The organism is Actinomadura sp. CNU-125, from assembly GCF_001942465.1.
GTDB lineage: Bacteria > Actinomycetota > Actinomycetes > Streptosporangiales > Streptosporangiaceae > Spirillospora.
In genome coordinates this window covers 1-19702 of sequence record NZ_MKJY01000065.1, presented here as the reverse complement: position 1 = coordinate 19702, position 19702 = coordinate 1, and the positions used below count along the sequence as shown (strand labels likewise).

At 73.4% G+C, this 19702-nt stretch carries 18 protein-coding genes and 4 pseudogenes; 8 read left to right on the top strand and 14 right to left on the bottom strand.

Annotation, left to right across the window (positions count from 1 at the left end; translation table 11 throughout):
* The first annotated feature begins 152 nt into the window (after positions 1 to 152).
* From BJF79_RS09205 to BJF79_RS09200, 3 genes and pseudogenes are all read left to right on the top strand, one after another.
* Positions 153 to 497, top strand: coding sequence for a hypothetical protein (locus tag BJF79_RS09205; protein WP_075896263.1), 345 nt, complete (start codon positions 153 to 155; stop codon positions 495 to 497).
* A gap of 19 nt (positions 498 to 516) precedes the next feature.
* Positions 517 to 936: pseudogene (locus tag BJF79_RS59070) on the top strand (DNA glycosylase AlkZ-like family protein); the annotation flags it as partial.
* On the top strand, positions 903 to 1706 hold the full coding sequence (locus BJF79_RS09200) for a winged helix DNA-binding domain-containing protein (protein ID WP_410050062.1): 804 nt from the start codon (positions 903 to 905) through the stop codon (positions 1704 to 1706). The pseudogene BJF79_RS59070 and the gene BJF79_RS09200, both read left to right, overlap by 34 nt.
* A gap of 21 nt (positions 1707 to 1727) precedes the next feature.
* Here BJF79_RS09200 and BJF79_RS09195 read toward each other — a convergent pair whose 3' ends face one another.
* On the bottom strand, positions 1728 to 2312 hold the full coding sequence (locus BJF79_RS09195) for a hypothetical protein (protein WP_075896261.1): 585 nt from the start codon (positions 2310 to 2312) through the stop codon (positions 1728 to 1730).
* A gap of 257 nt (positions 2313 to 2569) precedes the next feature.
* Here BJF79_RS09195 and BJF79_RS09190 point away from each other — a divergent pair, with 257 nt between their 5' ends.
* Entirely contained in the window at positions 2570 to 4333 is a 1764-nt protein-coding gene (locus tag BJF79_RS09190; protein WP_075896259.1) for a CocE/NonD family hydrolase, read from the top strand.
* A 38-nt stretch (positions 4334 to 4371) separates the two neighbouring features.
* On the opposite strand, the gene BJF79_RS09185 is transcribed toward BJF79_RS09190, so the two are convergent.
* From BJF79_RS09185 to BJF79_RS09150, 9 genes and pseudogenes are all read right to left on the bottom strand, one after another.
* Positions 4372 to 5214: a RimK family alpha-L-glutamate ligase gene (locus BJF79_RS09185; protein WP_075896257.1), complete on the bottom strand. Its 843-nt coding sequence runs from the start codon at positions 5212 to 5214 to the stop codon at positions 4372 to 4374.
* 22 nt (positions 5215 to 5236) lie between these two features.
* On the bottom strand, positions 5237 to 5998 hold the full coding sequence (gene hisF / locus BJF79_RS09180) for an imidazole glycerol phosphate synthase subunit HisF (protein ID WP_075896255.1): 762 nt from the start codon (positions 5996 to 5998) through the stop codon (positions 5237 to 5239).
* Positions 5995 to 6714 carry a bifunctional 1-(5-phosphoribosyl)-5-((5-phosphoribosylamino)methylideneamino)imidazole-4-carboxamide isomerase/phosphoribosylanthranilate isomerase PriA gene (gene priA, locus BJF79_RS09175; RefSeq protein WP_075896253.1) on the bottom strand — a complete coding sequence of 240 codons (720 nt, stop codon included), beginning with the start codon at positions 6712 to 6714 and terminating at the stop codon, positions 5995 to 5997. Before priA ends, hisF begins: the two co-directional genes overlap by 4 nt.
* A gap of 26 nt (positions 6715 to 6740) precedes the next feature.
* A pseudogene (gene hisH, locus BJF79_RS09170) lies at positions 6741 to 7381 on the bottom strand (imidazole glycerol phosphate synthase subunit HisH).
* A complete protein-coding gene (locus tag BJF79_RS57105; RefSeq protein ID WP_187356976.1) occupies positions 7378 to 7548 on the bottom strand; it encodes a hypothetical protein in 171 nt (56 codons plus the stop codon). The pseudogene hisH and the gene BJF79_RS57105 overlap by 4 nt, the downstream one beginning before the upstream one ends.
* A gap of 2 nt (positions 7549 to 7550) precedes the next feature.
* Positions 7551 to 8144 carry an imidazoleglycerol-phosphate dehydratase HisB gene (gene hisB / locus BJF79_RS09165; protein ID WP_075896251.1) on the bottom strand — a complete coding sequence of 198 codons (594 nt, stop codon included), beginning with the start codon at positions 8142 to 8144 and terminating at the stop codon, positions 7551 to 7553.
* Entirely contained in the window at positions 8141 to 9229 is a 1089-nt protein-coding gene (locus BJF79_RS09160; protein ID WP_075896249.1) for a histidinol-phosphate transaminase, read from the bottom strand. The genes hisB and BJF79_RS09160 overlap by 4 nt, the downstream gene beginning before the upstream one ends.
* Positions 9226 to 10533, bottom strand: a complete 1308-nt coding sequence (gene hisD, locus BJF79_RS09155; RefSeq protein WP_075896247.1) for a histidinol dehydrogenase — start codon at positions 10531 to 10533, stop codon at positions 9226 to 9228. The genes BJF79_RS09160 and hisD overlap by 4 nt, the downstream gene beginning before the upstream one ends.
* A gap of 87 nt (positions 10534 to 10620) precedes the next feature.
* On the bottom strand, positions 10621 to 11454 hold the full coding sequence (locus BJF79_RS09150; RefSeq protein ID WP_075896245.1) for a PhzF family phenazine biosynthesis protein: 834 nt from the start codon (positions 11452 to 11454) through the stop codon (positions 10621 to 10623).
* A 142-nt stretch (positions 11455 to 11596) separates the two neighbouring features.
* Between BJF79_RS09150 and BJF79_RS09145 the strand changes: the two genes are divergently transcribed.
* Complete coding sequence (locus BJF79_RS09145) at positions 11597 to 12259, top strand: LON peptidase substrate-binding domain-containing protein (RefSeq protein ID WP_075896242.1); 663 nt, start codon at positions 11597 to 11599, stop codon at positions 12257 to 12259.
* A gap of 79 nt (positions 12260 to 12338) precedes the next feature.
* Positions 12339 to 12830, top strand: coding sequence for a Cys-tRNA(Pro) deacylase (gene ybaK, locus BJF79_RS09140; protein WP_075896240.1), 492 nt, complete (start codon positions 12339 to 12341; stop codon positions 12828 to 12830).
* Here ybaK and BJF79_RS53020 read toward each other — a convergent pair.
* On the bottom strand, positions 12714 to 13316 hold the full coding sequence (locus BJF79_RS53020; RefSeq protein WP_262401750.1) for a hypothetical protein: 603 nt from the start codon (positions 13314 to 13316) through the stop codon (positions 12714 to 12716). The two genes, ybaK and BJF79_RS53020, sit on opposite strands and share 117 nt — an antisense overlap.
* Before the next feature lie 129 nt (positions 13317 to 13445).
* Between BJF79_RS53020 and BJF79_RS09135 the strand changes: the two genes are divergently transcribed.
* Positions 13446 to 14147, top strand: a complete 702-nt coding sequence (locus BJF79_RS09135) for a DUF6882 domain-containing protein (RefSeq protein WP_075896265.1) — start codon at positions 13446 to 13448, stop codon at positions 14145 to 14147.
* Positions 14148 to 14216: 69 nt separating this feature from the next.
* On the opposite strand, the pseudogene dnaE reads toward BJF79_RS09135, so the two are convergent.
* The 3 genes and pseudogenes from dnaE to BJF79_RS09125 form a co-directional block, all read right to left on the bottom strand.
* A pseudogene (gene dnaE, locus BJF79_RS09130) lies at positions 14217 to 17745 on the bottom strand (DNA polymerase III subunit alpha).
* 127 nt (positions 17746 to 17872) lie between these two features.
* On the bottom strand, positions 17873 to 18121 hold the full coding sequence (locus tag BJF79_RS65395; protein WP_316043309.1) for a helix-turn-helix transcriptional regulator: 249 nt from the start codon (positions 18119 to 18121) through the stop codon (positions 17873 to 17875).
* Entirely contained in the window at positions 18073 to 18726 is a 654-nt protein-coding gene (locus BJF79_RS09125; RefSeq protein ID WP_316043308.1) for an AraC family ligand binding domain-containing protein, read from the bottom strand. Before BJF79_RS09125 ends, BJF79_RS65395 begins: the two co-directional genes overlap by 49 nt.
* 310 nt (positions 18727 to 19036) lie before the next feature.
* Between BJF79_RS09125 and BJF79_RS66650 the strand changes: the two are divergent.
* Positions 19037 to 19702, top strand: a pseudogene (locus BJF79_RS66650) (hypothetical protein); the annotation flags it as partial.

Sequence of the window (19702 nt, the reverse complement as noted above, 5' to 3'; positions counted from 1 at the left end):
CCTCCTCCACGAGATCAAGAAGATCACGGCGGGCCTCGGCGATCCAGCCGAGCCGCCGCGCGGGAGTGTCACCGTCCGGTATTACATCCGCTTCGCGAAGTTCCGCCTGCCGGAGGGCGACCGGGCGGCGCCCGCCCTCATACACTCCCCTCATGACCAACTCCCTTGCCCGGCGGAAGCTGGCCATCCTCCCCGTTCTCCTGCTGCCCCTCGCCGCGGTCGCGGCGTGCGGCGGGACGAACGCCGAAACCGACTGCGACGTCAACTCCTGCACCGTGACCTTCGACCGCGGCGTGGAGGCCAGCGCCTCGATCCTCGGCGTGGACGCCGAACTCGTCAGCGTCCAGGGCGAGACCGTCACCCTCGCGATCGAGGGCAACAACATCACCGTGCCGGTCGGCGACGGCCAGCAGGCCGAGGAGGCCGAAGGCTTCGACGTCTCGGTGAAGTCGGTGACGCAGGACAAGGTCGTCGTCGAGATCACCGCCAACGCCTGAGGGGCGTAGACTCTCGCACATGCGTTCGATCAGCGCCGCGCAGCGGCGGGCCCGGCTCGGGCGACGGCACCGGCTGGCCGCGATGTCCAGGACCGACGACGTCCTGGACATCGCCCGTTCCATGGTGGTGCTGCACGCCACCGACCCGGCGACGGTGTTCCTGTCCGTCGCGGCGCGCAGCGCGGCGGCCGCCCCGGCGGCGGTGGAACGCGCCCTGTACGACGACCGCACGCTGCTGCGGATGCTGGCGATGCGGCGGACGATGTTCGTCGCGCCCACCGAACTCGTGCCCGTCCTGCAGGCGTCCACCGCCGACGCGCTCGCCGCCAAGCAGCGCACGACCTATGCCCGCATGATCGACAAGGGGCTCATCGACCGCGACCCCGGCCTCACCGACGTCCTCGCGTGGTTCACCGAACTGGAGGAGGCCGCGCACCGCGCGCTGCTGGCCCGCGGCGAGGCGACCGGCGCCCAGCTGAGCGCGGCCGAGCCGCTGCTGCGGACCCGGGTCGACCCGCGCCGGGCAAGTCGTACTCCAGGCCCACCGGCGTCACCACGTGGGTGCTCGTCGTCCTCGGCTGCGCCGGGCGGATCGTGCGCGGCCGTCCGAACGGGTCGTGGACCAGCAGCCAGTACAAGTGGGCGCCGGTCGAGAAGTGGCTGCCGGACGGCATCGCGCCGATGCCCGCCGACGACGCCCGCACCGCGCTCGTGGAGCGGTGGCTGCGGGCGTTCGGGCCCGCCCCCGCCGCCGACCTCAAGTGGTGGACCGGCTGGACCGCCGCCCAGGTGAAAAAGGCCCTCGCGCCGCTCGACACCACCGAGGTCGATCTCGACGGCGCCGCCGGGATCGTCCTCACCGACGACCTCGAACCGGTCGAGGCGCCCGAGCCGTGGGCGGCGCTGCTGCCCGCCCTCGACCCCACCCCGATGGGCTGGCAGGAACGCGGCTGGTTCCTCGGCGAGCACCGTCCCGCGCTGTTCGACCGCAACGGCAACATCGGCCCGACGATCTGGTGGGACGGCCGCGTCGTCGGCGGCTGGGCGCAGCGGCCGGACGGCGAGATCGCGCTGCGCTTCCTGGAGGACGCGGGCGCCGAGGCGCGCGCGGCCGCCGAGCGGGAGGCCGGCCGGATCGCCGCCTGGTACGGCGACGTCCGCGCGATCCCGCGGTTCCGCACCCCGCTGGAACGCGAACTCACCGCCTGACCCGGCGTAGGCCGGAAGCCGTCAGTACCCGTAGGGCGGGCCGGTGACGGCGGCGGCGCGGCGGCGGGCCCCGCTGCGCCGCAGCATGATGATCGGCAGCGACACCAGGGCGACGATCAGCAGCCCGAGCGACAGGAAGAACGACAGCCCGAGGTACAGCAGGGACGCGTCGTCCGGCTGCACCCGGATCCAGCCGCCCGTCCCCGCGCAGGCCACCTGCGCCTGCCCGGTGACCGGGGCCGTGAACGTCGCCGCGTACGCGTAGGAGTCGACCTCGGACGCCACCCACGAATGCTCGTCGGTCAACCGGACCGGAATCGTCCGCTCCCCGGAGACGACCCGGCACTCGTCCGGCTCCGCGGCGTCCCGCACGTAGACGAAGTAGCCGTAGCCCTCCTCCAGCCGGAGGGACACGCCGGACTCCGGCCCCTCCACGGGCCGCCCGTCCGCGACCTCCGACTCGTTCCACAGCAGCGCGAACGCCCCGAAGAAGACCACGACGGCGAGGACGCCCATCGTGATCGGCAGCGCGTACCAGCCCGCGGCGGGCCGGATGGGCGGGGGCGGCCCGGTCGGCCCGGCCGGCCCCACGGGCGGCGGTCCCATCGGCAGATTCGCCCCAGGCCACATGTCGTCCCCCTGCTGTCACCCCTGATCAGGACCGGTCCAGTCCACGATCTCATCCGGAGGGCCCGTCCACCAGACCGGGTCGGCCGGACGGCCGGGACGCGTGCGGCGGCGGGGATTCGGGGCCGCTCGAACGGTTACGTATGGTCGGGAAGGCGGACTCGCCGCGAAGGCGGATCCGCCGGACAGGCGATTCGCCGGGAAGGTGATCTCCGGCCAGGACAGGGGAGGGGAACATGGCCCCGTGGGACCGACTGCCCACTCCGCCGATCCGGATCCCCCGCCCGCCCGGGCTGCCGCGCCCGCCCGGGCTGCCCGGGCTCCCCGGGCTCCCGTGGCCGCCCACGCTGCCCCGCTACACCGTCGAGCGCGACATTCCCGTGCCGATGCGGGACGGCGTGACGCTGCTGGCCGACCGGTACGTCCCGGCCGGTGCGAAGGGGCCGCGCCCCACCATCCTCGTGCGGACCCCGTACGGACGGCGCGGACCGGCCGCGCTCGCGAACGGCCTGCTGTTCGTCCCGTTCGGGTTCCAGTTGGTCGCGCAGAGCGCGCGCGGGACGTTCGGGTCCGGCGGGGAGTTCGACCCGCTCGGCAGCGAACGCGACGACGGGCTCGCCACCGTCGAATGGCTGAAGCGGCAGCCGTGGTTCGACGGGACGTTCGCGACCTACGGCGCCAGCTACCTCGGTTACACCGCGTGGGCGACGGCGGCCGAGGCCGGGCCCGAACTGAAGGCGATGTCGCTGCAGGTCACGGCGTCCTCGTTCCGGGACGCCGCGTACGTCGGCGGGTCGTTCGCGCTGGAGTCCACGCTGACCTGGACGAACCTGACGCACCAGCAGCAGCAGCCGCTCGGCCTGCTGACCGGCCCGCTGTTCGCGCGCCGCCGGGTGGCGCGGGCCGCCGCGTCGGGCCGTCCGCTGTCGGAGCTGGACGTGCTGACCGGCGGCGAGGTGATGCGCTTCTACCAGGACCTGCTCGCCGCGCAGGGCACCGACAACGGCTACTGGGACACCCGCGACTTCAGCGGCACCGTCGGCGAGGTGTCGGCGCCGGTGACGCTGCTCGGCGGCTGGTTCGACGTGTTCCTGCCGTGGGAGGTCCGCGACTATCTGGCGCTGCGGGCCGCCGGGCACCGGCCCTACCTCACGATCGGGCCCTGGTGGCACACCGATCCCCGGCACGGGATCGTGTCGCTGCGCGAGTCCCTCGCCTGGTTCCGCGCGCACCTGCTCGGCGACGCGTCCGGCCTGCGCCCCGACCCCGTCCGGGTGTACGTGACGGGCGCCCGCGAGTGGCGCGACTACCGCGACTGGCCGCCGCCCGGCGTGGTCCAGCAGCGCTGGCACCTGCACCCCGGCGGCGGGCTCGGCCCGGACGGCCCGCGCCGCTGCCGTCCGAGCGCCTACCGGTTCGACCCCGCGCACCCGACCCCGGCGCTCGGCGGCCCAACGCTGCTCGGCAGTTCCCGCCCGGTCGACAACCGGCCGCTGGAGCGGCGGCACGACGTGCTGGTGTTCACCTCGCCGGTCCTCGACCGGGATCTGGACGTCATCGGGCCGCTCGCCGCCGACCTGTTCGTCCGGTCCGACCGCGCGCACACCGACTTCGTCGTCCGGCTCTGCGACGTGGGACCGGACGGCGCGTCCCGCAACGTCTGCGAGGGCGGCCTGCGGCTGCCCGCGGCCGCCGACGAACCCGTCGGCACGCACGGCATCCGCCGTATCGCGGTGGAGCTGTGGCCGACCGGGCACCGGTTCCGCCGCGGCCACCGCGTCCGGGTGCACGTGACGAGCGGCGCCCACCCGAAGGTCGCGGCGAACCCGGGCACCGGCGAGCCGCTGATCACCGCCCGCACGATGGTCGCCGCCCACCAGGAGGTCTTCCACGACCCGGATCACCCGTCGGCGATCGTCCTGCCGATCGCCGAGGCGTCCCCCGAGCACGCCGATCCGGACCCGGAGGCCGAGGCCGGGCTCGTCCAGGACGGCCCCTGACGGCCCCTGACGGCCCCTGACCGCTCCGGCCGTCCTGGTCAGAGCCGGGCGAGCACCGCTTTGGCCAGGACCTCCACCGCGCCGGGGCCGTGCCGCAGGAAGAGGTTCGGTTCGGCCAGTTCCAGTTCGAGGACGACCGGGTCGCCGTCCGGGCCGGGCACGAGGTCCACGCGGGCGTAGAGGAGTCCGGGCGCGTCCGGGACGGCGGCGAGGGTGAGCGGGACGACGTCGAGTTCGGCGTCGGTCGCGGTGGCGGCGGTGATCTCCCCGCGGCCGTCGCCGGGCAGCACCAGGCCCTGGACGCCCGTGCCGGGCGCGAGGATCGGGGCCTTGCGGGCGGCGTGGCTGAACTCGCCGTCGAGGAAGACCAGCGCCGTCTCCCCGGCGGTGTCGATGTGGGACAGGTAGGGCTGCACCATGACGGTGCGTCCGGCGTCGCGGAGCCCGCGCAGGTGGGCGCGGGCCCGCGCGTGCTCGGCGGCGGTCCAGCGGGCGGTGTCGCGGGACCCGGCGGACACGGCCGGTTTGATCACGTATTCGGGCCAGTCGGACGGCACGTCGTCCGGGTCCCAGCGGGTGGGGACGACCGGGACGCCCGCGTCGGCGAGGTCGCGCAGGTACCGCTTGTCGGTGTTCCAGCGCAGCACGGACGCGGGGTTGAGGACGTGCGGCAGCCGGTCGGCCCACGCGAGGAACTCGTCCGGGCGGTGCGTGTAGTCCCAGGTGGTGCGGATGACGACGAGGTCGTACCGGGACCAGTCGACGTCGGCGTCCCAGATGGCGGGCTCGGCGCGGACGCCGAGGCCCGCGAGGGCCCGGCGAGGGCGCGGACGTCGTCGTTGCCGTCGCAGGCGGGTGCAGGTGGCGAGGGCGACGCGCATGGGGGGCTCCGGGTCGTGCGGGTCAGCGGACGGGGTGTCCGGCGTTGCTCAGCGCGTCCTTGACCTCGGAGATCTTCAGGTCGCCGAAGTGGAAGACGCTCGCGGCGAGGACGGCGTCGGCGCCCGCGTCGACGGCGGGCGCGAAGTGCTCGACCGCGCCCGCGCCGCCGCTGGCGATCACCGGGATCGTGACGGTCTCCCGGACCCGGCCGAGCATGTCCAGGTCGAAGCCGTTCTTGGTGCCGTCGGCGTCCATCGAGTTCAGCAGGATCTCGCCGACGCCGAGGTCGGCGCCGCGCCGCGCCCACTCGATCGCGTCGATGCCGGTGCCCTTGCGGCCGCCGTGCGTGGTGACCTCGAACCCCGACGGGGTGCCCGGCGCGCGCCGTGCGTCCACCGACAGGACGACGCACTGCGAGCCGAACCGGTGCGCGGCCTCCCGGAGGAACTCGGGGCGGGCGATCGCGGCGGTGTTCACCGAAACCTTGTCGGCGCCCGCCCGCAGCAGCCGGTCGACGTCGTCGACGGTGCGGACGCCGCCGCCGACCGTCAGCGGGATGAACACCTGCTCGGCGGTGCGGCGGACGACGTCGTAGGTGGTGGAGCGGTCGGCGCTGGACGCGGTGATGTCCAGGAACGTCAGCTCGTCGGCGCCCTCGGCGTCGTAGCGGTGCGCGAGTTCCACGGGGTCGCCCGCGTCCCGCAGGTTCTGGAAGTTGACGCCCTTGACGACGCGCCCGGCGTCGACGTCGAGGCAGGGGACGACCCGCACGGCGACGGTCACTTGACGGCCTCCAGGGCCTCCTCGAGCGTGAACGCGCCCGCGTACAGGGCCTTCCCGACGATCGCGCCCTCGACACCGTCCGGGACGAGCGTGGCGATGGCGCGCAGGTCGTCCAGGGACGACACGCCGCCGGACGCGACGACGGGCTTGTCGGTGCGGGCGCACACGTCGCGGAGCAGGTCGGTGTTCGGGCCGCGCAGCGTGCCGTCCTTGGTGACGTCGGTGACGACGTAGCGGGGGCAGCCGTCGGCCTCCAGCCGGGCGAGGACCTCCCACAGGTCGCCGCCCTCGCGGGTCCAGCCGCGCGCGGCGAGCGTGGTGCCGCGCACGTCCAGGCCGACGGCGATGCGGTCCCCGTGCGAGGCGATGATCTTGCGGCACCAGTCGGGGTTCTCCAGCGCGGCCGTCCCGATGTTGACGCGGGCGCAGCCGGTCGACAGGGCCGCCTCCAGGGACGCGTCGTCGCGGATCCCGCCGGACAGCTCGACCTTCACGTCGAGCTTGCCGGTGACCTCGGCGAGCAGCTCACGGTTGGAGCCGCGGCCGAACGCGGCGTCCAGGTCGACCAGATGGATCCACTCCGCTCCCGCCTCCTGCCAGGCCAGGGCCGCCTCCAGCGGCGCGCCGTAGGACGTCTCGGTGCCGGCCTCGCCCTGGACGAGGCGCACGGCCTGTCCGGCGGCGACGTCGACGGCGGGAAGCAGGGTCAAAGTCATGCGGAAACCTTATCGACGGGGTGTTTTCAGGAGAGGGTGGACAGCCAGTTGCGCAGCAGCTCGGCGCCCGCGTCGCCGGACTTCTCCGGGTGGAACTGCGCGGCGCACAGCGGGCCGTTCTCGACGGCGGCGACGAACCGGTCGCCGTGCTCGGCCCACGTGACGAGCGGCGGCCGGATCCGGCCCATCGGGTCGGGTTCCAGCTCCCAGCGCCGCGCCGCGTAGGAGTGGACGAAGTAGAACCGCGCGTCCTCGATGCCGCGGAACAGGGCGGAGCCTCCGGGACGTCCACGGTGTTCCAGCCCATGTGCGGGACGACCGGCGCGTCGAGCCGGTCGACGGTGCCGGGCCACTCGTCGCAGCCCTCGGTGACGACGCCGTGCTCGATGCCCTTGGAGAACAGGATCTGCATGCCGACGCAGATGCCGAGCACGGGCCGTCCCCCGGCGAGCCGGCGGCCGATGATGCGGTCGCCCTGCACCGACTTCAGCCCGGCCATGCAGGCGGCGAACGCGCCGACGCCCGGCACGACCAGCCCGTCGGCGTTCAGCGCGGCGTCCCGGTCGGCGGTGACGGTGACGGACGCGCCCGCGCGCGCCACGGCCCGTTCGGCGGAGCGCAGGTTCCCCGACCCGTAGTCCAGGACGACGATCTCGGGGCGGCTCACGACCACACCACTCCCCCGGTGAACGCCAGCGCGGCCAGCACGAAGACGATCACCGCGGCGATCTTGAGGCCCTGCTTGATGAAGCTGTACACCCCGGCCAGCAGGAACACCGCCACCCCGAAGATCGCGATGCTGCCGTAGGTGAGCTCCAGGCCGCCGATCTCCACGGTTACAGCGCCCCCTTCGTGGACGGCACGCCGTGCACCTTCGGGTCGAACGCGACCGCGTCGCGCAGCGCCCGGGCCAGCGCCTTGAACTGGGCCTCCACGATGTGGTGGGCGTTGCGCCCGTACGGGACGTGCACGTGCAGCGCCACCCGCGCGTGCGACACGAACGACTCGAAGATGTGCCGGGTCATCGTGGTGTCGTACTCGGGGCCGATCATCGGGGCCATGCCGTCCGGCTCGACGTGCACGAGGTAGGGGCGGCCCGAGACGTCCACGGTGACCTGCGCGAGCGACTCGTCCAGCGGGATGGACGCGTCGGCGAACCGGCGGATGCCGGCCTTGTCGCCGAGCGCCTCGCGGAACGCCTGGCCGAGCGCGATCGCGGTGTCCTCGATCGTGTGGTGGCTGTCGATGTGCAGGTCGCCGGTCGTCTTGACGGTCAGGTCGAACGACCCGTGCTTGCCGAGCTGCGCCAGCATGTGGTCGAAGAACCCCACGCCGGTGGCCACGTCGACCCGGCCCGTCCCGTCGAGGTCGATCTCGACGAGGACCTGGGTCTCCTTGGTCCCGCGCTCGACTCTGCCCTTGCGCGTCACAAGCTCTCCTTCAGTGCGGTGCGGAACGCCGCCATCTCGCCGGGGGTGCCCACGCTGACCCGCAGCCACTCGGGCGGCCCGACCTCGCGGATCAGCACGCCCCGTTCGAGCAGGCCCGCCCAGACGCGGCGCCGGTCCGGGAAGCGGCCGAACAGGACGAAGTTGGCGTCGGAGTCGGCGACGGTGAAGCCCTCGCCGCGCAGCCACCCGACGATCTCGTCGCGTTCGCGGCGCAGCGCCTCGACCGAGCCGAGCAGCTCGTCGCGGAACGCGAGGGCGGTGCGGGCGACGGCCTGGGTGACGGCCGACAGGTGGTACGGCAGCCGCACCAGCAGCAGCGCGTCGATGACGGCGGGGTCGGCGGCCAGGTAGCCGAGCCGGGTGCCCGCCATCGCGAACGCCTTCGACATGGTGCGGGTGACGATCAGGCGGGGCCGCCCGTCGAGCAGCGTCAGCGCGGACGGGGTGCCGGAGCGGCGGAACTCGGCGTACGCCTCGTCGATCACGACCATGCCGGGCGCGGCGGCCAGCACGGCCTCGATCGTCTCCAGCGGCAGGGACGTCCCGGTCGGGTTGTTCGGCGAGGTGAGGAACACCACGTCGGGGCGGTGCTCCTCGACCGCGGCGACGGCGCGCGCCGGTTCGAGCGTGAAGTCCTCGTCGCGGGCGGCGTTGATCCACCGGGTGCCGGACACGGCCGTGATGATCGGGTGCATCGAGTAGGACGGCTCGAAGCCGAGCACGCTGCGGCCGGGCCCGCCGAACGCCTGCAGGATCTGCTGGATGATCTCGTTGGAGCCGTTCGCGGCCCACACCCGGTCGCCGGTGATGCCCGCGCCGGGCGTGTCGGCGTCGAGGAACGCCGCGAGGTCGGCGCGCAGCGCGACCGCGTCGCGGTCGGGGTAGCGGTTGAGGGTCCCGGCGACGTCCGTCACGGCCGCGCCGAGCGCCTTCACCAGCGCCTCGGACGGCGGGTACGGGTTCTCGTTGGTGTTCAGCGCGTACGGGACGTCGAGCTGCGGGGCGCCGTAGGGTTCCCGGCCGCGCAGGTCGTCCCGCAGCGGCAGGTCGGACAGGTCGGTCACGAGGGGATCTCCCAGTCGAAGCGGGCCTTGAGCGCGGCGCCGTGCGCGGGCAGGTCCTCGGCCTCGGCGAGCGCGACGACCCGTCCGGTGGCGGCGGCGAGCGCGTCCCGGTCGTACTCGACGACGTGCACGCCGCGCAGGAACGACTGCACCGACAGGCCGCCGGAGTGGCAGGCGCACCCGCCGGTGGGCAGCACGTGGTTGGACCCGGCGAGGTAGTCGCCGAGCGACACCGGCGCGTGCCGGCCCACGAAGATCGCCCCGGCGTTGCGGACGCGCGCGGCGACGGCGGCCGCGTCGGCCGTGTGGATCTCCAGGTGCTCGGCGGCGTAGGCGTCGACGACCGTCAGGCCCGCCTCGACGTCGTCGACCAGGACGATGCCGGACTGCCGGCCCGCGAGCGCCTCGGTGATCCGCTCGCTGTGCTTGGTCCGCGCGACCTGCGCCTTCAGCTCGGTCTCCACCGCGTCGGCCAGCTCGGGCGAGTCGGTGACCAGGACGGCGGCGGCGAGGACGTCGTGCTCGGCCTGGCTGATCAGGTCGGCGGCGACGTCGACCGCGTCCGCGGTGCCGTCGGCGAGGATCGCGATCTCGGTCGGGCCCGCCTCGGCGTCGATGCCGATCACGCCCTTGAGCAGCCGCTTCGCGGCGGCGACGTACACGTTGCCGGGGCCGGTGACCAAGTCGGCGCGGGGGCACTCCGCGGTGCCGTGGGCGAACATCGCGACCGCCTGCGCGCCGCCCGCCGCGTACACCTCGTCGACGCCGAGCAGCGCGCACGCCGCGAGGATCGTCGGGTGCGGGCGTCCGCCGAACTCGGCCTGCGGGGGCGAGGTGACGGCCAGCGACCCGACGCCCGCCTCCTGGGCGGGGACGACGTTCATGACCACGCTGGACGGGTACACGGCGCGGCCGCCGGGCACGTACAGCCCGACGCGGCCGACGGGGATCCACCGCTCGGTGACGGTGCCGCCCGGCACGACCTGCGTCGTGACGTCGGTGCGGCGCTGCGCGCGGTGCACGACGCGGGTGCGGCGGACGCACTCCTCCAGCGCGTCGCGGACCTTCGGGTCCAGCTCGGCGAGCGCCCGGTGGATCTCGGGGACCGGGACGCGGGTGCTCCGCAGCTCGACTCCGTCGAACGCCTTCGTGTACTCCCGGACCGCCTCCGCCCCACGATGGCGGACGTCGTCGCAAATGGGCCGCACCTTCTCCAGGGCGGCCTCGACGTCGAGTTCGGCGCGGGGCAGCACGGTGCGCAGCTCGCCGGGAAGCGGGCCGCGCAGGTCGATACGGGAAATCACGCCGACCAGTCTACGGAGTGCACCGCCCCCTCGCGCACCGTCTCACGTGCCGAGACGCACGCCGCTCCGGCTCGTCTCGGCCGCGCCTCAGCCGCGGAACGTCCCGTCCAGGACGATGACGGCCGAACCGGACAGGACGACCCGGTCGCCGCGCAGGGCGACGCGGACGAGCCCGCCGCGCGGGGACGCCTGGTACCCGGTCAGCGCGCCGCGGCCGAACCGCGCGGCCCAGAACGGCGCGAGGGCGCAGTGCGCGGAGCCGGTCACGGGGTCCTCGGCGTCGCCGGGCAGGACGCGCGGGGCGAAGAAGCGCGACACGAAGTCGGGGCCGGCGTCCCCGTCCGCCGGGGCGGTGACGATCGCGCCGCGGGCGTCGACGGCGGCGAGCGCGCCGACGTCCGGACGCGCGCGGACGGCCGCCTCGTCCGCGACCTCGGCCAGCACGTCGTTCTGCGCGTTGCGCCCGGCCCACCGGACCTCCGCGCCGAGCGCGGCGGCGAGCCCGTCCGGGACGTCGATCCGCTCGGGCGGCACGGCCGGGAAGTCCATGGACAGCGTGCCGCCGCCGTCGCCGGGACCGTCGCCGTCGCCGTCGCGGCCGACCGTGAGGACGCCGCTGTGCAGCGTCCGGAACCGGATCGGGGCGCCGGGATCGGCCGTCCCGGTGTCGAACAGGGCGTGCGCGGCGGCGAGGGTCGCGTGCCCGCAGAGCGCCACCTCCACGAGCGGCGTGAACCAGCGCAGCTCGAAGTCGGCGTCCGGGGCCTCGACCGGGCGGACGAACGCCGTCTCCGAGTGCTTCATCTCGGCGGCGACGCGCTGCATCCAGGCGGGGTCGGCCGCTTCCCGCAGAAGGCACACGCCCGCGGGGTTCCCCGCGAAGGCACGGTCGGTGAAGGCGTCCACGACGAGCATCCGCATGGGGCCGACGTTACCGTGGCCCCGCGGGGTGACTCGCGCTTCACAATCTGAAAAATCCCGCCTTACCAAGATCATCAACGGCGTCGTAGGCTGCTGTGGAGTGCGTCCCTCGCCGGCGGGCGCCAGGAACGCAGGAGAGACAGTGACGGAGCGGATCGCCCTCTTCCCCCTGGGCACCGTGCTGTTCCCGGGGCTCGTGCTGCCGCTGCACCTGTTCGAGGAGCGGTACCGCCTGCTCGTCGCCGACCTTTTGGAGACGCCCGAGCCGCGCGGGTTCGGCGTGGTGAACATCGAGCTCGGGCACGAGGTCGGCAACGACGCGGCGCGCCGGCTGTCGGGGGTGGGGTGCTTCGCCGAGATCCACGACGCGACGCGCCACCCGGACGGGCGGTACGACGTCGTCGCCGTCGGCACCCGCCGGTTCCGGCTCAAGGAACAGGACCGTTCCCGCCCCTACCTGCAAGGCGAGGTCGAATACCTCCCCGAGGAGCCCGGGAGCGACCCGGCGCCCGCCGCGCGGCACGTCCGGTGGCTGTTCGGCCGGTACCTGGAGCGGCTGCGCAGCGCGGGCGCCGGTCCCGCCGAGGAGATCGACCTGCCCGCCGACCCGGTCCGGCTGTCGTACCTGATCGCGTCGTCGCTGATCCTGGACGGGCACGACAAGCAGCGGCTGCTGGAGTGCGAGGACGCGACGCTGCGGCTGCGCGCCGAACGGGACGCGCTCGTCCGGGAGAACCGGATCCTGGCCTCGCTGCCGACCCTCCCCGCCGGGCAGTTCCTGGACGGCTCGTTCCACCCGAACTGACGGCCGGACCCGGCACCCGGACCCGGCATACGGACCCGGCATACGGAAATCCGGTGGACGCGTGCGGGAGACTCCTCCCATGGGCAAATCGAAGGGAGGCGGCGGCACCCCGGCCACCGTCGCCGCCGCGAAGGCGAAGATCGAGCACACGCTGCACCCCTACGAGCCCGATCCGGACGCCGAGTCCTACGGGGCGGCCGCCGCCGACGCGCTCGGCATCGCCCGCGACCGGATCTTCAAGACGCTGCTGGCCGAGGTGGACGGGCGCCTCACCGTCGCCGTCGTCCCGGTGTCGGGCAGCCTGGACCTGAAGGCGCTGGCCGCGGCGGCGGGCGGCAAGCGGGCCCGGATGGCCGACCCGCGCGACGCCGAGCGCGCCACCGGGTACGTCGTCGGCGGGATCAGCCCGCTCGGGCAGCGCAGGCGGCTGCCGACGGTGCTGGACGCGTCGGCGTCAGCCCTCCCGACGATCTACGTCTCCGCCGGTCGGCGCGGACTCCAGATCGAGCTGCGTCCCGCCGACCTCGTCCGCCTCACCGGCGCCGAGGTCGCCGTCGTCGCGCGCGGGTAGCCGCCGGACGAACAGCTCCAGGATCCCGTAAACGCCCACGGCGGCGACCGGCCAGCAGACCAGCAGGCCCCGGGCGCGCAGTTCGGCCACGCCGGTGACGCGTTCCCGGTCGGCGGCGGCGCGCACGGCGGACCGGAAGTCGTCCAGGCCGATCATGTGGCCGGTCCGCCAGGCGAGCAGCCCGGCGACGACGCCGCCCGCGGCGAGGCCGAGCAGCAGCGCGATGTCGTTGCCGCGGCCCCCGGCCAGGTACGCGGCGCCGCCGCAGATCGCGCCCGCCACCAGCACGATCAGCGCGAACCGGATGTCGGTCCCGATCGGCGCCTGGCTCTCGGGATCGGCGAGGTAGGTGTCACCGCGGAAGATGACATATGTCACCTCGGGGGCCGTCCACGCCCACAGCAGGCCCGCGACGGGCCCGAGGACCGTCATGATCAACGCCGTGACCAGCCCGGTCGCCGCGCGTTTCCCGGTCGGTCCCCGCACCTCGCCCGCTCCTTAACCGAGACTCCGCTGTCGGCGAAAGACTAGCCTGCCGTGGTCAGCCGATCGACAATGCAAGGGCGGTCTCGCGACGCCCGCACCCGCCTCGACCACTGGGATAGTGTGCCCGACATGTCCGGATTCAGTCCCGCGTTCGAACGCCTCGGCGCCGCCCTGGCGGCCGTCGTCCTGCAACGGCAGGAGGCGCTCGCGGAGTTTCTGCCCCGCGAGGACTGGAGCGCCGACCTCACCGCCCGCTCCTACACCAGCGGCGGCGTCACGGTCCGGGTCTCGCTGCTCGGCAGCTACGCCGTGCGCGAGCGCACCTGGCTGTGGGGGTGGGCGAACCCGCAGTTCGGCGACGCGCACCCCGCGGTCGTCCCGACGCGGATCATCCGGACGATCGGCGAACGGCTCGGCATCACCGAGTTCACCACCCCCGAGGTGGACCTGTCCTGGTACGAGGGCCCGGCCGGGCACGGCGGCGAGCTGATCGCGATGGCCGCGGGCGGCGTGCTGCGCGGCAGCGGCTACATCGGCGCCGGCTACGACGGCGGCTCGGCGTACCTGCACGTGGACGACCCGCAGGTGCCCGCCCCGTCCTTCGACCCGGTCCCGGCGCCGCGGCTGCTGACGGACGCCGCGAGCCTGTTCCCGCACGAGCCGCGGCTCACGCTCGCGGGGTTCCTGGGCGAGCACCGCGTCGGCTACCGGCAGACCGACATGGAGACCGAGGTCCTGGCGCCCGGCGGGCGCGCCCGCGTCGTGTTCGACGGCCTCGGCCGGTTCGTCCAGTGGCGGGCCGAACTCAGCCCGGCGGGCCTGCCCGGCTGACCGGACGGCGGCCCGCCCGGCCGTCCGGCCCGCCCGGCCGCCGGGTCCGTCCGGGCCGCGGACCGCCCGTCAGCCCAGGCAGGACGGGCCGAGGAGCTGCTTCAGGTCGCCCATCAGCGCCGGGGACGGCGACACGCGGAGGCGGTCGTCGAGGCGGACGACCGTCGTGCGGGGACCGTTCTGGAGGTGCAGGTGCACCTCGGCGGAGCCGGGGTGGGTCGTCAGCACCTCCTTGAGGCGCGCCACGGTCGGCGGGGTGCAGCGGTTGAGCTGCAGGCTGACCGACAGCGGGCCGACCGCGTCGGTGATCGTGAGGTCGGGCTGGACGACCTCCATGCCGATGATCTTCGCGACGTCCTCGCGGCGGTCCAGCTTGCCCTTGACGATCAGGATCGCGTCCTCGGCGAGCAGCGTGGAGCACAGCTGGTAGGCCGAGGGGAAGCACAGCACCTCGATGGAACCGGCGAGGTCCTCCAGCTGGAACATCGCCCACGAGTTGCCCTGCTTGGTGACCTTGCGCTGCAGGCCCGACAGCAGCCCGGCCACGACGACGATCTGGCCGTCGGGACGTTCCCCGGAGTTGAGGGACGCGATGGTGCAGTCGGCCTCGCGTTCCAGGATGTGCTCGACGCCGAGCAGCGGATGGTCGGAGACGTACAGGCCGAGCATCTCCCGCTCGAACGCCAGCAGAGTGGTCTTGTCCCACTCCTCGCCCTCGGGGATCGCGACGGCGAACGCGTCCTCGCCGCCGTCGTCCTCCAGCGCGCCGAACAGGGAGTCCTGCCCGATGGCCTCCTTGCGCTTGATGTCGATGACCGAGTCGATGGCCTGCTCGTGCACCATCAGCAGCGCCTTGCGCTCGTGCCCCAGTTCGTCGAACCCGCCCGCCTTGATCAGCGACTCCACGACCCGCTTGTTGCACACGATCGGCGGGACCTTGTTGAGGAAGTCGTTGAAGTCGGTGTAGGCGCCCTTCTCCTTGCGGGCGGCGACGATGCCGTCGACCACGTTCGTCCCGACGTTGCGGACGGCCGACAGCCCGAACCGGATCTCGGTGTCCCCCAGCGGGGTGAAGTCGGCCTCCGAGGTGTTGACGTCCGGCGGCAGCACCTTCAGGCCCATGCGGCGGCACTCGCTCAGGTACAGGGCGCTCTTGTCCTTGTCGTCGCCGACGGAGGTGAGCAGCGCCGCCATGTACTCGGCCGGGTAGTTGGCCTTGAGGTACCCGGTCCAGTACGACACCAGCCCGTACGCGGCGGAGTGCGCCTTGTTGAACGCGTAGTCGGAGAACGGGACGAGGATCTCCCACAGGGTCTTCACGGCCTCCTTGGAGAAGCCGCTGTCGACCATGCCCTGCTCGAACCCGACGAACTGCGCGTCCAGCTCGGCCTCTTCTTCTTGCCCATGACGCGGCGGAGCAGGTCCGCCTTGCCGAGCGTGTAGCCCGCCACCTTCTGCGCGATCGCCATGACCTGCTCCTGGTAGACGATCAGGCCGTAGGTGGTGCCGAGGATCTCCTTGAGCGGTTCGGCCAGCTCCGGGTGGATCGGGGTGATCTCCTGCTGGCCGTTCTTGCGCAGCGCGTAGTTGGTGTGGGAGTTGGCGCCCATCGGGCCCGGCCGGTACAGGGCGCCGACGGCCGAGATGTCCTCGAAGTTGTCGGGCTTCATCAGCCGCAGCAGCGACCGCATCGGCCCGCCGTCGAACTGGAACACCCCGAGCGTGTCGCCGCGGGCGAGCAGGTCGTAGGTGGGCTGGTCGTCCAGCGGCAGGGCGAGCAGGTCGACGTCGACGCCCTTGTTCTTCTTGATGCCCTGCAGCGCGTCGTCGATGATCGTCAGGTTCCGCAGGCCCAGGAAGTCCATCTTCAGCAGGCCGAGCGTCTCGCAGGTCGGGTAGTCGAACTGCGTGATGATCGCGCCGTCGGCGTCCCGGCGCATGATCGGGACGTGGTCGGTGATCGTCTCACCGGACATGATGATCCCCGCGGCGTGCACGCCGGTCTGCCGGATCAGCCCCTCCAGGCCCTGCGCCAGATCCATGATCTGCTTGACGTCGTTCTCCTCCTCGTACAGCTTGCGGAGCTCGCCCGCCTCGCCGTACCGGGGGTGCTTGTCGTCGAAGATGCCCGACAGCGGGATGTCCTTGCCCATGACCGCGGGCGGGAACGCCTTGGAGATGCGGTCGCCGAGGGCGTAGGGGAAGCCGAGGACGCGGCCCGCGTCCTTGATGGCGGCCTTCGCCTTGATGGTGCCGAAGGTGGCGATGAAGGACACCTTGTCGGCGCCCCACTTCTCCGTCGTGTACTTGATGACCTCGGCGCGCCGGTCTTCAGGGAAGTCGATGTCGATGTCGGGCATGGACGCGCGCTCGGGGTTCAGGAACCGCTCGAAGATCAGCCCGTGCGGGAGCGGGTCGAGGTCGGTGATGCCCATCGCGTACGCGACGAGCGAGCCCGCGGCGCTGCCTCGTCCGGGGCCGACCAGGATCCCGTTCTCCTTGGCCCACATGATGAAGTCGGCGACGACGAGGAAGTAGGACGGGTACCCCTTGCCGAGGATGACGCCCATCTCGTACTCGGCCTGCTTCGTGTACTCCTCGGGGATCCCGCCCGGGAAGCGCCGCTCCAGGCCCTTCCAGACCTCCTTGCGGAACCACGTCTCCTCGGTCTCGCCCTCGGGGACGGGGAACCGCGGCATCAGGTCGTGGAACTCGAACATCCCCGCCGGGTCGACCTTCTCGGCGATCAGGAGGGTGTTGCGGCAGCCCTCCTGCCAGGCGTCCGAGGAGTCGATGCCGCGCATCTCGTCGGCCGTCTTCAGGTAGTAGCCGCTGCCGTTGAACCGGAACCGGTCGGGGTCGGCGAGCTGCTTGCCCACCTGGACGCACAGCAGCGCGTCGTGCGCGGTCGCCTCGGACTCGTGGGTGTAGTGCGAGTCGTTCGTCACGACGGCGGGATGTTCAGCTTCTTGCCGATGTCCAGAAGGCCCTGCCGGACCCGCTGCTCGATGTCGAGCCCGTGGTCCATCAGCTCCAGGTAGTAATTGTCCTTGCCCAGGATGTCCTGGAACGTGGCGGCGGCCTTGAGGGCCTCGTCGAACTGCCCGAGGCGCAGCCGCGTCTGGATCTTGCCGGACGGGCAGCCGGTGGTGGCCATCACCCCGTCGGCGTGCTCGGCGAGCAGTTCCTCGTCCATCCGGGCGTACTTGAAGACGAAGCCCTCGGTGTAGGCGCGGCTGGACAGCTTGAACAGGTTGTGCAGGCCCGTCTTGTTCTGCGCCCACAGCGTCATGTGGTTGATCAGGCCGCCGCCGGAGACGTCATCGCGCTTCTGGCTCGGCTCGCCCCACTGGACCTTCTTCTTGTGGAACCGCGACTCGGGCGCCATGTACGCCTCGATGCCGATGATCGGGGTGACGCCCGCGGCGGTGGCCTGCTTGTGGAAGTCGTAGGCGCCGTGCATGTTGCCGTGGTCGGTCATCGCGATCGCGGGCATCTTCTGCCGCCCGACCTCTTCGAACATCTGCTTCAACCGGGCGGCCCCGTCCAGCATGGAGTACTCGGTGTGAACGTGCAGATGGACGTAAGAGTCGGCCATGCCTGGCGCACCTCCTGCTCGTGGCATGCGACCGCCCGCGTGCGGGTCGGCACGCGGTGTCGCCGTCGGTCCCGGGGGAAGATCGCCGACCCGGGCGGGAGCTCCGGGACGGCGCGGTCCTGAAACCCTAACCCGCCCCGCGGGGCTCTCGGGCCCCGACACTCCCAAAGGCCCGGGCCGCACGGTACGCACCCGGCGGAACACCCATCGTGCGCTTGAAATGGCGCGTCAGGTGGGCCTGGTCGGCGAAACCCGTGCGCGCGGCCACCTCGCCGGGGCGCAGCCCCTCGTCCAGCAGCGCGCACGCCGCGCGGACCCGCGCCTGGTTCAGGTACGCGTGCGGCGGCAGGCCGGTGGCCTCCCGGAACGCCCGCAGCAGCGGGAACGGGCGGGTCCCGACCGTCGCGGCCAGCTCCTCCAGCGTCGGCGGCCCGACCAGGCTCGCGTGCAGGACGTCCCGCGCGTCCCGCACGGCGGGCGGCAGCGCGGGCGGCGCCACCGCCGCGGGGAACCGACCCGCGTGCCGCCGCAGCAGCGCCGCGTACGCGGTCCGGAGCATCGTGGACGCCGCCAGGGCGTCCCCCCGCTCCCCCGCCCGGTGGACGGCGCGCAGCCGCCGCGCCGCGTCCGGATCGTCCAGGACGGGGCTCGGGAACGCGGGCGTGCCGCGCGGCAGGCCCAGCTCGGCGGCGATCTCCGCGAGGACTCCACCGAAGGGTACGTCATCCGGTACGCCCAGCCCTCCGGCCCGCCCGCCTGCCCGGTGTGGACGGCGCCGGGATTGACCGCGACGACCGCGCCGGGCCCCGCCCGCTCGGCGCCGCCCGCGCACTCGAACTCCTCGACCCCGGCCACGATCACGCCGATCGCGTACCCCTCGTGGGCGTGCCGCGCGTACCGGTGGGTGACGAACCGCGCCCTGAGCAGCCCGACGTCGGGCAGCGCGGGATGCCGCCAGTAATGTGCGACCTCTCCCGTCATGCCTGACATGCTAGTCGGCACCCCCGGCCCGACGTCTCACGGGACGAGACGAACCGTCCCGGAATTTGACGGGCACCCCGCCGCCCCGCCTACCATCGTCGGCATGGACCGTCGCTATACCGCGTTTACCGAGCCGGCTCCGGGTGAGCCGGTCGACGCACGCACCTAGCGACGACCTCGGAGCCGGCCCAGGCAGAGCCCCCACGGGCTCTGCCTTTTCTCGTGGAACGACACTTCCCCGAACGGGCGGCCCGAGCCTCCGCACCCTCGCGGCCCGTCCCGCCGGGACCCCAAGAGAGGGAACACCCGCATGAACGACCAGCTCAACGACCCCACCGCCCCCGAACCCGCACCGGCCGCCGCCTCCACTCCCGGCGCCGTTCCCGGCGCGTCCTGCGAAACGCACCAGGCGCTGCCCGCCGCCCCCGCGCCCCGCACGTCCACGGCGGGCGGCGGCCTGCCCGCCGACGGGCGCGGCACCCCGGCGAGCGGGGCGCCCGGCCCCGGCGCCGCCGACTGCGGGTGGCGCTGCCGGACGCGGCGGCGCTGCGGACCGTCGGGGAGGCGCGGGCCGCGATCGACGGCATCGACGCCGTGCTCGCCGCACTGCTGGAACGCCGCGTCGCCGTCGCGGCGTCGTCCAGCGGCTCAAGCCCGTCGGCGGATTCGCCGGACGCGCTGCGCGCGCGAGCGCGCGATCGTCGAGGCGATGGCCGCGCACGCCCCCTCGCTGGGCGCCGACCGGCTCGCGCGGATCATGACCGCCGTGATCGAGGCCGGGCTCGACGCCGTCGACGTGTCGCCCGCGCATGACCGGGCGTGCGAGCGCCGCCGCCCAGAGGCCGCAAGAACGTTCAATACGCACTTCGCGACCTCGCCTAACGTCGGTGGCATGACCATGGCGAACACCCGGACGGACGGCGCCGCGGCGGCGGCCGGGCCCGCCGCCGCACCGCGACCGTCCGCGACGGGCTGG